This window comes from Acetobacteraceae bacterium (genome assembly GCA_039613835.1).
GTDB lineage: Bacteria > Pseudomonadota > Alphaproteobacteria > Acetobacterales > Acetobacteraceae > Sorlinia.
Map to the genome: position 1 here is coordinate 841015 of CP154827.1, position 13407 is coordinate 854421.

A 13407-nucleotide genomic window follows, 5' to 3' on the forward strand; every position below is an offset into this window, starting at 1 on the left:
GGGATGATGGCCCCTCTTAGCTGGAGGTCGAAGCGTCCGGCTTCGATGGCGTTGCCGGTGATTCGTCAAAACGTCGAGGCGCGGGGAATGCCATTTTGAAACCCCCTATCGGCAAAATCTCAAACACGGCTAGGCCGCGACGGACCATACCATTCGGCTGAAGGGCAAAAATGCCGTCCACCCCGGCAAAGCCTGTTGCACGCGTCAATGAAGCCGCGCCCATCACGTCCCCCTCCCGCATCATCGCGCCGGCAAGGGCTGCGCTGTCATAAGCGACGTCGGCGAGAATTGAGGGTTCGATACCATAACGCGCCCGATATTTCGTAACGAAGCCGCGCCGGAAACTCGGGTCAGGCGCCGCGAACCAAGCCCCACCCAATTTCCCCAGCTTGGCAGAAAAACCCCGCCATAAAGCAGGCCCCATCACGCGCATTTTCTTCAGATCCGCGTTACTGGCGTCGAGGACGTTAATATCCTTCTGAAGGGTCAACCCCGTATCGCCCAGGAGGAGGGCGTCAAATCCCTCCCCATTCGGCGCATTCCCGGAGGCATCTACCAGCTTCCCTGCTTCGTCCGCGGCGTTCACGCCTGTCGGGTCGATGGCGTCGGGCTCTGAATCGGTTGAGTTTGCGGCCACCTCCGTCGCTTTCGGCGCGTCGGTCTTATGGGGCGCCATTTTCAGCAGATCACCTAACTTCGTCTTGATATCCGCCTCTGTGCCATCATGGAAAGTGAGGGTCGGGGCTGCGAGGCCACCCGCGGCACAAGCCCGTGTCAGCGCATCACCGAGCGCATGTCCAAGAGCCGAATCAGAGAGAAATGCCGCGAATTTTGAGCGTTTCTCGCGTTTCTGCGCCGCGTCCACCAGTTGCGCCACCTGTTGCGCCGGGGTTACGCCCATCACCCACATGGTCGGACGAGAGACATTGTCATTGCTTGTAAAGGCCAGGGTCGGCGTCATTGCCCCCTCGCTTAGCGACTCCACGCGCTCAGCATGCGAAGCGCGTAGGGGGCCGAGTTGAAGCTTCTGTCCCCGATCAAGCGCCGCGCGCGCGATATCATCAGATTCGGAAAGGACTGACTCATCCTCAATCGCCAAGCCCCGGCTTGTCGCGCCAGGGAGAGCCAGCCGGGCCGCATTGGCCATCTGGGTGCCGATACGCTGGTCCCGCCCACTTAAAGGCGCAAACATGATAATGTCCGCTGGTGGCTTCTTTTGCGCCATAAAGCCCGCGCCGCCCTGCATATAAGGCCCTTTACCCGCACCTCCACCGCAGGCGGTGAGAATGAGGGCGAGGCTCGTCAGGCTTGTAGCGCTCTTGCATAAGCGCAGCAAAACACGCGAAGAGAGACTGATCGCAGGTTGAGCGTGATCTGGAGTTTGCATTGTCATTGTCTTCAAAAAAATCCCCCGGTATATCGCGCAGCGTTGTGACGCCTTCCGATAGCGGCACTGTATCAACAAGCGCGCAACATCCCAATGGGTGTTTATCGCTTGTTGCGACGCCAATCGGCAACCTTGCCGACATGACGCATCGCGCCGTGGAAACATTAAGGACAGCGGAGCTGATCCTGTGTGAAGACACGCGCGTCACCGCAAAACTCCTCAGAGCGCACGGCGTTGCACAGAAGACGCAAAGTTTTAACGATTTCAACGAATCGCGTCGTATCCCGTCATTGATTGAGAAGCTCAAAAGCGGCGCGCATATCGCGCTGGTTTCCGATGCGGGCACGCCGCTTCTTTCCGATCCGGGCTTTCGATTGACACGGCACGCCATCGCGGAAAATATCCGGATCGAGGCCATACCTGGTCCGCACGCTGCCAGTATGGCACTGACTCTCTCCGGCTTTCCGCCCCTGCCTTACAGCGTATATGGCTTTCTTCCGCCGAAAGACGGCCCGCGCCGCCGTGCCCTGGCGCAGATCGACGCGCTGGAGCGGCAGGGTTATCAGGCGACGTTAATCTGGTACGAAGCCCCGCATCGCCTTTGCGACACTTTGACGTGTATACGGGACGTCTTCGGAAGAGAGAGATGGGGGGCTGTCTCTCGTGAAATGACGAAGAAATTTGAGGAAACGCGACGCGGTGCCTTATCAGCGCTGATCGAACATTTCGAAGCCCATCCACCTCGCGGCGAGATTACCATCGTGCTGGCACCTGCGGAAAAATCCGCACCCGCGCCGGAACAGCTCGAAACGCTTCTAAAATCTGCCTTGGAGACGCAATCCGTCAAAGATGCCGCCGCGGCAATTGCCGCGCAATTGAACCTTCCTAAACGTGATGTCTACCGTCTCGCCCTGATACTGGGAAAAACGGCCGATCAATCCGACGATTGAGGAAGATTGAATAATTTTGCGGGCATCGGGACATTGAACTGCGTGTCAGAAAGTGTAACCTGCGTCGATTGACCCCGCGCATCAACGACCCGCCATCCGCGTAGAACGAGCGGCGATTTCTGGACGTCCAAAGTCAGGCTTCCTTCTGCTGCCTTCCCCTTTTGAACAATCGTCAGGTGGATATTGCGCCCGTCCTCCTGAAATCCGGTAACGGAAACCGAACCTGAGAAAGCAACCTTGCTTTGCAGAAGAAGGTTGAGTGGCGTGCTTTCGAGAGGTAGGGAGGTCACTTGCTCCAGCTCCTTATCCTGATAGACGATCTTGCCATGGTTGGCGACGATGAGGAGCGTCTCCGGGCGCTCAAACGCAAAGCGCATTTTACCGGGACGGTCGAGCCACACTGTGCCCTGAGAGACGGTGCCATCCGGGGCCAATTGTTCAAAATGTGACCAGGATGATTGTATAGATTGAACGGTCTCCACGATGCGCGCCACCCAACCTTTCTGCGTCGGCAAAAGCGATATTCCCGCGTCAGCCCAGGCATTCGGAATTATGAGACCGCTCACTAAAGCGGTCAATGCGAAGAATTTTGCTTTCACCATCGTCACTCTCTCCCTCACGCCGCGCAACGCTGCCCCCTCAGACACGCGCCTCGTTAAAAATCCGCCGCACATCGCCCGCCCATAGGCCGTGATAGCGCGCCAGCCATTTCTCAGCCTGGGTTGGGCCGCCATCAGCGATCTCCATCAAAGGCTGAAGATACATCTCTTCCCCGAATTGACGGGCCTTCAACCCGGCTTCAGCCATGGAGAGCACGTTGCGGGCAAGGTTGCGCAAGCCGCCGGGAAAAGCCGCATTCATCGCGCTTTTCGGCACAGCTGCCCGAAGCTCCGCATAAGTGCTCCAATCATGCTGGCGGACCAGTTTCTCCGCCTCCCGTAAAATATCGGGACTATAAAGCAGCCCGGCCCATAAAGCGGATTGGGCCAGCATCATTTCCGGCGTGCCAGCATCGGCGCCGCGCATCTCCAGAAACTGCTTCAGGCGCACGTCCGGAAACGCTGTGGTGATATGATCCTCAAAATCCCCGATAGATGGCGCATAAGCTGCAAGGCGCGAGTCAGGGCGCCCTGCCAACCATTCCCGGAAGGAAGCGCCGGCAACGTCGATAATATTCCCGTCACGCATGATGAAATACATCGGGATATCTAATATCCAATCGACATATTTCTCGAAGCCGAACTGATCATCAAAAAATACCATGGGCATGCCACTGCGCACATTATCCGTGTCTGTCCAGACGAGGGCGCGATTACTGAGATAATCATTGGGCCGCCCTTCCACGAAGGGTGAATTGGCGAAAAGCGCGGTCGCGAGAGACTGCAAGGCCAGCGAGACCCGCATCTTACGCGCCATGTCTTCTTCAGAGCCGAAATCAAGATTAACCTGGACGGTACAGGTGCGCGTCATCATGTCGAGGCCGCGTGTGCCGACCTTCGGCATATATTGCCGCATGATGGCGTAACGGCTTTTCGGCATAAACATCATTTCATCCCGTTTTAAAAAGGGATGGAATCCGAGAGGCGCAAAACCGAGACCCAGCGCCTCGGCGGGGCCGCGAATCAGATCGAAATGATGTTGCATCTCGGCCCTGGTGTCATGCAGCGTTTCCAGCGGCGCACCGGAAAGTTCAAACTGCCCGGCAGGTTCAATCGAGAGGGAGGCTCCGTGGGAGGCGCCCTGACCTTTCATGCCGATCACGGCGCCACGATCCTCAATCGGTGTCCATTCCGCGCCATCCGCATTGATGGCTGAAAAAAGCGCCTCAATGCCTTTCGGGCGATAAGCTGGCTGCGCGTAGGGCGCACGGCCATCCTGCGCATCAGGAAGGACGAAACCGAATTTTTCATGTTCCGTGCCGATGCGCCAGGATGATTGCGGCTTTATACCGCGCGCCAGAACCTCATAAAGTTGCTTGGAGGACGTAATGGGCGTTGCGTCATGATCACCAGGGTTCGACATCGTTAACAGTAAAACTCCGCAAGGTCGGTTATGGAATGTTCAGTTGTCATATAAAAGGAAGCCCTCAGGCATTTTGCGCCACAATGGACAATGCGGAAAGACCCGCTATTGCCGCCGTATCTGCGCGTAACACCGTCTTACCCAGCGAAATGGCGCAAACATCATTAAGTTTTTTCAATTCTGACACCTCTCTTTCGGAAAATCCACCCTCCGGGCCGACGAGAAAGACGTAGAAGGCGGGATCCGGGTTGGGAAGGGCGCGTTACTGCGTTCCAACCCGGCGAAAACCTGCGTGCCCGCCGGTCGGGATTACAGGAAAGATGCAAGCGGCGTGATGGGCGCGATCTCGGGGATGTCGAGGCGTTCACATTGTATAGAGGCAGGGATGATATAGGTGGAGCAAAAGGTGAATTCAGCCCCTCAATTTCATACAGACGTCATGACCCATGGTTGGGTGCGATATTTTCCGCGTCCTGTCCGTCCATATCTTCTTCTGGCGCGGCTGGATCGCCCGGTGGGCACGTGGCTGCTTTTTCTGCCCGGCTTCTGGGGCATCCTTCTGGCGCGCCCTGTCATGGATGGGAGCAGTCTCCGCCTGATCCTGCTTTTCGCACTTGGCGCGCTGGTCATGCGTTCGGCAGGGTGTGTTGTAAATGATTTGTGGGATCGGGATATTGATGCCCAGGTCGCGCGCACAGCGGTGAGGCCTCTCGCCAGCGGGCAGATCCGGGTGAGGCACGCGCTTCTATCTCTGGCTGTGCTGCTGGCTCTAGGTTGCGCTGTGCTGGCGCAATTGCCCGTGCTCTGCTGGTATCTTGCGCCGATCGCGCTTTTGCTCGTGGCTTTTTACCCTGCAGCAAAGCGCGTGACGTGGTGGCCCCAATTGGTCATGGGATTTACATTCGGGTTCGGGGCTCCGATGGGATATGCCGCTGCGGCCGAGCGGCTCGATATGACTACTTTATGCCTTTATGCCGGTACGATTTTCTGGCAGCTCGGCTTTGATACGATTTACGGCTTTCAGGATATTGAGGATGATGCCCGTATCGGCGTCAAATCGACCTCACTTTTATGGCGGGGAAAAGCAAAGTTTTTCGTCACGGTCTGTTATGTTCTGGCAACAATTCTCTTTGCGTTGAGCGTCCTACAGGCGAAAATTGGGGGGCTCTTCTGGCCCTGCGGCGCAGTTTCGACGGTGATCCTGATATTCCAAGTTTACACCTTGCGCCCTGATGACCCACCTCATTGCCTTAAATTATTTAAAAGCAACGTCTTATATGGTTTGGCTCTAGCCGCTTCCCTCGTGATCGGTCGCATCGTCTAACGACCCGCACGGGGGCGGGGGCGCGGCCTCAGGCGCTTCGCGTGCGCTCTCCCAATGAGATGAGATATTCCCGGCCAAGACTCATGATTGACCCCGCAAAGGCGATGATGGAAGCCGCCAGCAAACATACGATCGTTTCATGACCACTCAGGCGGAAGATCGCCGCAACGCACAACGCCCCCATTGTCTGCCCTCCCAATCTTTCGACGGATACAAGCCCGTAGGAGCCGCCCTCCCGCCCTTGCGGCGTGACGACCATAAGGACTCGGTTATTCGGTGGATGAAACAGCCCGAACCCACATCCGCCGATCGCAACGCGCCAGGCGATGGAGAAATTCGAGACTGATACCGGCAGGAGCCACATCAGGAGGAATGCTGCCCCCATCAGGAAGAGGCCGAAGGCACATATTTGTGCGGCGGGTAAACGGTCCGTCCATTTACCAATTACGAAGGACATCATGCTGATGGAAAGCGCCCAGGGCGTGATCAACAACCCCACCTCTGATGGTGAACGATTAAACACGGCCTCCAACGTGAATGGCAGCGCGACGACGAAAAGATTGGAGGAGATATAGACCAGATTGCCGCAGGTAAAAGCGACAAATATCCTCGGTATGGGCAGGATATCCGTCGGCACGATCCGAAATTGCGAGAACTTCTCCCGCCAGACCAGCAAGACCCCACACACTAATCCGAGCGCTGTGAGGCCCATTGCGGAAATCCCGCCACCATGGACGAGCGCATCCAGCTCGATGACCGTCAATGTCAAGGCCAGCACGCTGAGCGCGATCGCCTTGAGGTCGAGCTTCTGCTCCGAAAGCGGTATCTTAGGGAGGGACGTCAGCGCGAGGGTCAGCGCGATCAGGTCAAGGGGTAAATTGATCAGATAGATCCATTGCCAGGATGCAAGCGCCAGAACAGCCGACCCGATTGACGGGCCGCAAGCCACGCCAAGCCCAAGTGCGAAGCTGTTAAGGGCAATCCCCCTCCCGATTGTGTGCTGAGGATAAATAAAGCGTATGAGCGCGAGATTGACCCCCATGATGCACGCGCTACCCGCTCCCTGCAGAGCACGCGCCAGCGTCAATGTCAGGAGAGAGCCGGAAAGCGCGACCAGGGTGGACGCCACCAGCAACAGCGTGATCCCGATACAGCATATACGTGCATACCCGACCCGTGACCCTAAAGCTGAAACAGAAAATAATAGGGCCAGGCCCACAAGCTGATAGACGTTGATTGCCCAGATCAACTGGGAAGAGGTAACGTGAAGCTCTCTGGCGATCGTCGGGAGGGCCACATTTGTGATCGCGTAATCCAGAACCGATATGAAGACTGCGAGGACGACGGCGAACATCGCGCGGTAACGGACGCCTTGCGGCAGGCCGTAACACGCCGCCGCGCCCTCAACCGACATGAAGCGGCCGCTCCATACTGAAATGTCGTTGGTAAAGGGCGACGCTTTGACTCATCCCCCATAAAAAGAGGGTGGCATCGAAGCGTGGCGCGCCATCCCGCAGAAACGCATGTTGCCCGTCAACCTCATGCCAGGAGAGACGCAGCGTGGCTTTTTCAAGCTTGTCCCGGATGAGTCGTCGCCCATCATAAGGGACATGAGGGTCATGCAATCCCCAGACCATCATGATTTCACCCTTGATCTCGGCAGCACGCCGGAGCGAATCATCCAAACGCCCGGCCCCCAGAGTCGCCGTATGTAAATCCGTGGCGTAAAAGCAGACAGAAGCCTCAATCGCAGGGTTCAGCGCCGCACGGAAGGATAAGTGCCCCGAGACAAACACCGAACGCGCCGAAACGCCCATTACACTGCGCATCCTCACGAAGCACCGAAATCAGCGCTGCCAGATCACTATCATGTTTCGCGACCGGCTTTTCATATTTCAGCTCATTGCCGCGATCCGTCCCCGCCTGGTCATATGACAAGACGGAACCCGGGGCCTCATATTCGTGATAAACTTCCGGAACAGCGACGATCATGCTATGCCCGGCGATCATCGCGGCCAGGCGCTCAATCGGCGCTGTCATCTGGTAAATTTTGGAATAAAGAATGATGGTGGGATAACATTCCTCACGCGCGGGGCGGAATAAATGCGTGCGCATTTTACCTGATGGCGTGTCGATATCCACCGCTTCTGATGGTTTGATCAGCATGTGGATTCTCCTGTCACAGTGTCTAACTGGGCGTCAGGAGATCATACATCCATTCAGGAGTCGCGGATGCACCCTATCGATAATGTGATCGACAGTTAAGTTGCATTGTTGTTGTTGCCGAAACAATGCATGACGTAATCATGACGATATAAATATAGGTCATTTCCCTACAATATTGAGGATTATTGTGTATCTCGAGCAAAAGGATTTTTTGTGCCGCGTGTCTGAAGCCGGATCGGCACACCGGGCAGGTAAAATGCCTCCCGTAAACCATTGACGAGGTAGCGCCGGTAGGCCTCCGGCACCTGCTCAGCCCGCGTGCCGAAAAGGATGAAAGTCGGCGGCCGCGCTTTGGCCTGAGTCATATAACGGAGCTTAAGCTTGCGCCCATCGACCAGAGGGGGGGCGTGACGCTCAAGAGCGCCTTCGAACCAGCGATTCAGTTCGCCGGTTGAAACGCGGCAATTCCATATGTCATGGACCTGACGCACGGCGGGCATGAGTTTGCCAATCCCCGCACCTGTCAGGGCTGAAAAGGTGATGACGGGAATACCCTTCATCTGCGCCAAGGAGATTTCCAAACGGTCCGAGACGGCTTTCATGGTTGCGGCACGATCGGCGACCGCATCCCACTTATTAAGGGCGGTGACGCAGGCGCGTCCCTCACGCTCAATCAGTCGGGCAATTTGTAGATCCTGCTCATGCACGCCGAGCAGAGCATCGATGACGAGCACGACCACTTCAGCCATTTTAAGCGCTTCAAGACTGGCGGAGACGGAAATACGTTCCAGCTTCTCCTCAACGCGGGCCTTTTTGCGCATCCCCGCCGTGTCCACGAGCTGGACTTCGCCTTTCTGATCCCGAAATGTCACTGTAATCGAATCGCGCGTCAGGCCAGGCTCCGGTCCGGTAATCATTCTTTCGGCACCGAGGAGGGCATTGACTAAAGTCGATTTGCCCGCATTGGGCCGACCAACAATCGCCAAGTGCAGCGGGCCGGTTCTGATAGGCACCGCAGCCTCCTCGTCCGAGGCGTCCGTATCTTGCAGCGACAAACCGGCTTCATCCGGCGCATCTTTTTCGTCGCCCTTCAGCCGCTCCGCAATTTCCCGCATCAGATGGGAGAGCCCCTCCCCATGCTCGGCTGAAACGGCGAGAGGCGTCCCGAGACCCAAGACGAAGGATTCGTAGACTTCCGTCTGGGCTGCGCTTCCTTCCGCTTTATTGGCAATAAGCAGGACGGGCCGGTTTTGGCGGCACAGAAATTGCGCGAAATGGTGGTCCGCCGGTGTGACGCCCGCCCGCGCATCGATGCAGAAGAGAATGAGATCCGCCTGACCGATCGCCGATTCCGATGAAGCGCGCATACGCCCGAAAACCGTGTCTGGCGCGGCTTCCTCCAACCCTGCCGTGTCTACGATACGGATGAGACGCCCGCCGAGTCGGGCTTCCCCCTCCTTATAGTCACGCGTCACGCCCGGCATGTCCGAGACGATGGCCTGACGACGTCCTACAAGGCGATTGAAGAGTGTTGATTTGCCGACATTGGGTCGCCCCGCAATAACGACGCAGGGGGTCTGCCCAGATTGCATGATCTTTATCCGTAAGCGTTCAGATTTCCGTCTACGGAGAGTACAAGAAGCTTTCCGTCGCAGATGATGGGTTCAATGAGAGTCGGGCTGGATGTTTTCGAAACAGAGAGGATCTTGCCCGTGCCCGCATCGACGACTGCCATGCCCGCATCTTTAAAGGATGAGACACAGACAAGCTTTCCATCCGCCATAATCGGCCCGAACCAGGTAATCGCGTCTTTATCTTTCACCTCGTTTTGAAAGTGCCGCAAATTCTGTGACCAGCGCACACGCCCGGACTGACGGTCGAGACAGGCGATCTGCTGATCTGATGAAATAATATAGAGCCAGTCATCGACAATAAGCGGCGTGTTCTGGCCGCTGACCTCCCTCTCCCACAATCGACGCCCGGAGCGCATGTCAATGACCACGAGCACTTTTGAGAGGCTAACAGCATAGACTGTCTGATGGGTGATCACAGGCGCGCCGCGCACACAGGCAAGGTCAAGGATCGCGCCTTGCCCGTTGGAGCCGCCAAGACTGTCACTCCATACCAGCTCGCCCGATTCAGCCCGTAAGGCGACGAGGTCACCACTGCCGAAACCCGCAACGACAATACCGTTAACGATCGCCGGGGCGGGTTGGCCGAACATCACTGTTTCAGCAGGTGTGGCCTGATAGCTCCAGAGTTGCCGACCCGTCTGCGCATGAAGCGCGAAAAGACGCTCATCAATCGTGCCGAAAAACACGCGGCCATCCATGATGGTCGGGCTGGAGCGCCCGGGCACGCCAATATCGCTGCGCCATTTCTCAACACCTGACGCCGCGTCAAGGGCAATGACCTGCCCGACCCCATCCACGATATAGAGCACACTATCGGCGATGCCGAGCCCACCGCCGATATCGGTTGAGCAGGATTTCCGGCCTTTCGGGACGAAGCGCCACTTAAGCGCCATGCCAGGCCAAGTCCAGGCGCGGACCGTGCCGATCGCGTCACGCGTGTAAATCATCCCCCCGTCAATCATGGGCGGAGACTGAATGGCCCCGCGCCCATTCGGGCCAAGTGCGGCAAAATGCAGAAATGCCGGTTCCGAAATACCAGCCCCGATGGAACGGGACCAGGCGAGATTGCCACTGGCCCACCGTGCATTGACCGCCTCATGAGAGGGGATGCGATGGGCCTGCGCCCATGAGGTGATATTTTCAGAAGGCGGTAGATTGATGGGCGTGTGATCCGACTGATCAACCACCAGCCCGGCACCGCCCGACAGCACATCAACGCGATGGCCCGGTATGGGCGGTTTCGGTTTATCACGGAAAAGCCCGCACCCTGACAGCAGGGCGGTCGATGCCGTCAACCCGCCAAAAAACGCACGCCTCGAGGATTTCAATGCGGAATGATGGGGGTGATCAGTCATTGAAGCCCGCTTTCAGGATGGTTGACATGGTGGCGGCACGCTGTCGGATACTGTTTGGCACTTCAGGGTTGCCAGCAAGCGCCGTGGCGAGTTGGCGGGCCTCAGGTCGGCGCTTTTCATCCAGATTGGACACCATGTCTGTCGATAGAAGGCCCTCTTCCGCATAGGGTTTCCAGGGGCCGCCATCGCGGGCGAGCGCTTCATAACCGGCGCGGATTTCAGCCTCCGGCATGGCATGCATGGCGGCTGCGGCATTGAGACGGACATATCGCGCATAGGCGCGGAAGATGGCAGGTGCCGACGTATTATCCGCCAATTGCTGAAGCGTCGCGGACCCGGCTTTAAAGTCACCCTGCTGAATCTGCGCTTTCGCCATCTGAATGGCCGCGTCATAGTGGATCTGGCCCGGTGCCTTCTTCGTCAACGCGGCGAGATCAGCGATCGCTTTTTTGACATCCTGATCCGAGTCGGATTCAAGCAATGTCAGGGAAGCGGCGTAAAAAATCGCGGAGGCCTGCGCCGCATCGCGTTTCAGCGCATGACGGTGCCATTGCCACACGCCCAGTCCCGCAACCGCGAGAAGAAGGACGGAAATACACAATGCCGCGTGCCGACTCGCCATGGCGAGGGCCGTTTCGGCACGCATCTCGGATCGGACCTGCTTAAGAAGTTCTTCTGACACGTTGACCCTTTCCTGCGTGCGCTTATGACGGATGGAGAAAACACCCGTCAAACCAACAAGGTAACGATAACCGCCTTATATGCCGACCTGCCGCCTTGTGCGTCAAATTGCGACGCGTCAGCAAGTCTTATCGTATGACTCTCTCACCCACTTTTCTTTAATTTGGCAGAGGCTTTGTTAAAGGACGCCGCCATATCAGCGAAATCCTTGGAAATACGGTTATGAATGGCCATCCCCTGATCATGAATGGCGGCAATCTGTTTACGGGCATCCGTGCTGATTGCTTCCTCAGCGGTACGCGCCTGTTTGATGACGCAATCATCATATTTCCGGGCGTCTTTCTGGTAATTCTGAAAACTTGTCCACCGCCTCATTGAAATGCGCGACCGTGTCGAGTTTCAGATCGGGTTCTACCGGCGCCGTCCCGCATTTATCGAAAGGGCCTGCGGCCGCATGAAGCGGTGAGGCGCTCACTCCCGCCGCGAAGGTAATAATGATGCCGGCCCGCTGCCATTTTGAACGCATAATTCCCCCTGATACAAACGCAAGCCGTAAATCTGTCACGGCAGAAAATGCACGAGTCGCCCTTTCGGACCTTCGCAGACCTCATCATCCTGCATGACGATATGGCCGCGCACAATCGTCGCTTTGGGCCAGCCCGTCACCTCGACACCATCGAAAGGCGACCAGCCGACCGGCGTGGCGATCCAGTCATTCGTGATCGTGCGCTTTTTCCGCATATCGACCAGTGAGAAATCCGCGTCATAACCAACCGCGATGCGGCCTTTATCCGGCACGCCATAGACGCGCGCCGGGCCGGACGACATGACATCCGTCAAACGCGACAGTGACAGCCGCCCAGCATTAACGTGGCCAAGCATGAGGGGGAGGATGGTCTGTACACCGGTCAGCCCGCTGGCACATTGCAGCCAGGGGCGGCATTTCGCCTCGAGAGAATGCGGCGCATGATCGGATGAGACGACATCAACCCGCCCATCCCGCAAAGCTTCCCACGACGCATCATGATGCTGCCTGTCACGGATCGGCGGATTCATGACAGCGAGGCCACCCAGGCGCTCATAACATTCAGGCGCATATTGCGTCAGATGATTAACGAGCACTTCAACCGTCGCAACGTCCCGATGCTCCTTGAGGTAAGCGAGTTCCTCAGAAGTTGACGTATGCAGAATGTGCACCGGACGCCCGGTCTTGCGGGACAGCGCAACGATACGGCGTGTCCCGCAGAAAGCGGTCTCGGAATCACGCCAATGCATGTGATTAACGTAATCCTGCCCGACTTCAAATTGGGGCCGTCTCTCCTGCAAACGATATTCATCTTCGGAATGAAACGCCACACGGCGATGCCCGCTGCGCAAAACAGCCTCAATCCCCGCATCATCTTCAATCATCAGATCGCCTGTTGAGGAACCTGCAAAAACTTTGACGGCGCAGACGCCAGGCTCAGGCTCCAACCTGGCCAGTTCAGGGGTATTTTCACGCGTGGCACCGATATATTGACCCATATCGATAAAGCTCTTCTCCGCGATTGTCCTGCGCTTGACGGCCAAAGCTGCGGAAGAGGTGATGGGGGGCGCCGTGTTGGGCATATCCAGCACCGTCGTAATACCCCCCAAAGCGGCGGCCCTTGTGCCGGCCGCAACAGACTCAATTTCAGGATCACCCGGGTCACGAAGATGCACATGGGCGTCAATCATCCCCGGCAGAACATGCAGCCCTTTTGCGTCAAAGACGTGATCCGCCGTGTCCGTCGTGGCGACGGACAAGCTCTCGATCCTGCCATTTTTTATCCCGAGATCTGCCGACGCTTCCCCCCACGCGAAAACGCAGATTCCATGTCGGATAATGAGATCATAATGCATAAAAACC

General features: G+C 57.1%; 11 protein-coding genes and 2 pseudogenes. 2 read left to right on the top strand and 11 right to left on the bottom strand.

The window, feature by feature from the left end; genetic code table 11:
• Positions 1–16 precede the first annotated feature (16 nt).
• Positions 17–1336: a penicillin-binding protein activator gene (locus tag AAYR33_04790; GenBank protein XAO72210.1), complete on the bottom strand. Its 1320-nt coding sequence runs from the start codon at positions 1334–1336 to the stop codon at positions 17–19.
• Positions 1337–1386: 50 nt separating this feature from the next.
• On the opposite strand from AAYR33_04790, the gene rsmI reads away from it, so the two are divergent.
• A complete protein-coding gene (rsmI, locus tag AAYR33_04795) occupies positions 1387–2337 on the top strand; it encodes a 16S rRNA (cytidine(1402)-2'-O)-methyltransferase (GenBank protein XAO72211.1) in 951 nt (316 codons plus the stop codon).
• On the opposite strand, the gene AAYR33_04800 is transcribed toward rsmI, so the two are convergent.
• From AAYR33_04800 to AAYR33_04810, 3 genes and pseudogenes are all read right to left on the bottom strand, one after another.
• Positions 2322–2852, bottom strand: a complete 531-nt coding sequence (locus tag AAYR33_04800; protein XAO72212.1) for an outer membrane lipoprotein carrier protein LolA — start codon at positions 2850–2852, stop codon at positions 2322–2324. The two genes, rsmI and AAYR33_04800, sit on opposite strands and share 16 nt — an antisense overlap.
• 124 nt (positions 2853–2976) lie before the next feature.
• Positions 2977–4359: a glutamate--cysteine ligase gene (locus AAYR33_04805; protein ID XAO72213.1), complete on the bottom strand. Its 1383-nt coding sequence runs from the start codon at positions 4357–4359 to the stop codon at positions 2977–2979.
• A gap of 64 nt (positions 4360–4423) precedes the next feature.
• Positions 4424–4594: pseudogene (locus tag AAYR33_04810) on the bottom strand (RsmE family RNA methyltransferase).
• A gap of 204 nt (positions 4595–4798) precedes the next feature.
• On the opposite strand from AAYR33_04810, the gene ubiA reads away from it, so the two are divergent.
• The gene (ubiA, locus tag AAYR33_04815) at positions 4799–5683 is read left to right on the top strand and encodes a 4-hydroxybenzoate octaprenyltransferase (GenBank protein ID XAO72389.1); all 885 of its coding nucleotides are present in this window, start codon (positions 4799–4801) and stop codon (positions 5681–5683) included.
• 28 nt (positions 5684–5711) lie between these two features.
• Here the strand turns inward: ubiA and AAYR33_04820 are convergent, their stop codons facing one another.
• The 7 genes and pseudogenes from AAYR33_04820 to AAYR33_04850 form a co-directional block, all read right to left on the bottom strand.
• Entirely contained in the window at positions 5712–7097 is a 1386-nt protein-coding gene (locus AAYR33_04820; GenBank protein XAO72214.1) for an MFS transporter, read from the bottom strand.
• Positions 7087–7849 (bottom strand): annotated as a pseudogene (locus AAYR33_04825) (dienelactone hydrolase family protein). The gene AAYR33_04820 and the pseudogene AAYR33_04825 overlap by 11 nt, the downstream one beginning before the upstream one ends.
• A 182-nt stretch (positions 7850–8031) precedes the next feature.
• A complete protein-coding gene (gene der / locus AAYR33_04830; GenBank protein XAO72215.1) occupies positions 8032–9441 on the bottom strand; it encodes a ribosome biogenesis GTPase Der in 1410 nt (469 codons plus the stop codon).
• A gap of 5 nt (positions 9442–9446) precedes the next feature.
• Positions 9447–10778, bottom strand: a complete 1332-nt coding sequence (locus tag AAYR33_04835) for a PQQ-binding-like beta-propeller repeat protein (GenBank protein ID XAO72216.1) — start codon at positions 10776–10778, stop codon at positions 9447–9449.
• 52 nt (positions 10779–10830) lie between these two features.
• The gene (locus AAYR33_04840; protein ID XAO72217.1) at positions 10831–11520 is read right to left on the bottom strand and encodes a tetratricopeptide repeat protein; all 690 of its coding nucleotides are present in this window, start codon (positions 11518–11520) and stop codon (positions 10831–10833) included.
• A 143-nt stretch (positions 11521–11663) separates the two neighbouring features.
• Positions 11664–11894, bottom strand: coding sequence for a hypothetical protein (locus tag AAYR33_04845; GenBank protein XAO72218.1), 231 nt, complete (start codon positions 11892–11894; stop codon positions 11664–11666).
• A gap of 186 nt (positions 11895–12080) precedes the next feature.
• The gene (locus tag AAYR33_04850) at positions 12081–13400 is read right to left on the bottom strand and encodes a dihydroorotase (protein ID XAO72219.1); all 1320 of its coding nucleotides are present in this window, start codon (positions 13398–13400) and stop codon (positions 12081–12083) included.
• Between the last annotated feature and the right edge of the window lie 7 nt (positions 13401–13407).

Bases quoted from the DNA above. Each gene is read 5' to 3' on its own strand.
- AAYR33_04805 (XAO72213.1), bottom strand. From the start codon at position 4,359: ATGTCGAACCCTGGTGATCATGACGCAACGCCCATTACGTCCTCCAAG.
- ubiA (XAO72389.1), top strand. From the start codon at position 4,799: ATGACCCATGGTTGGGTGCGATATTTTCCGCGTCCTGTCCGTCCATAT.
- AAYR33_04820 (XAO72214.1), bottom strand. From the start codon at position 7,097: ATGTCGGTTGAGGGCGCGGCGGCGTGTTACGGCCTGCCGCAAGGCGTC.
- der (XAO72215.1), bottom strand. From the start codon at position 9,441: ATGCAATCTGGGCAGACCCCCTGCGTCGTTATTGCGGGGCGACCCAAT.
- AAYR33_04845 (XAO72218.1), bottom strand. From the start codon at position 11,894: ATGAGGCGGTGGACAAGTTTTCAGAATTACCAGAAAGACGCCCGGAAA.
- AAYR33_04850 (XAO72219.1), bottom strand. From the start codon at position 13,400: ATGCATTATGATCTCATTATCCGACATGGAATCTGCGTTTTCGCGTGG.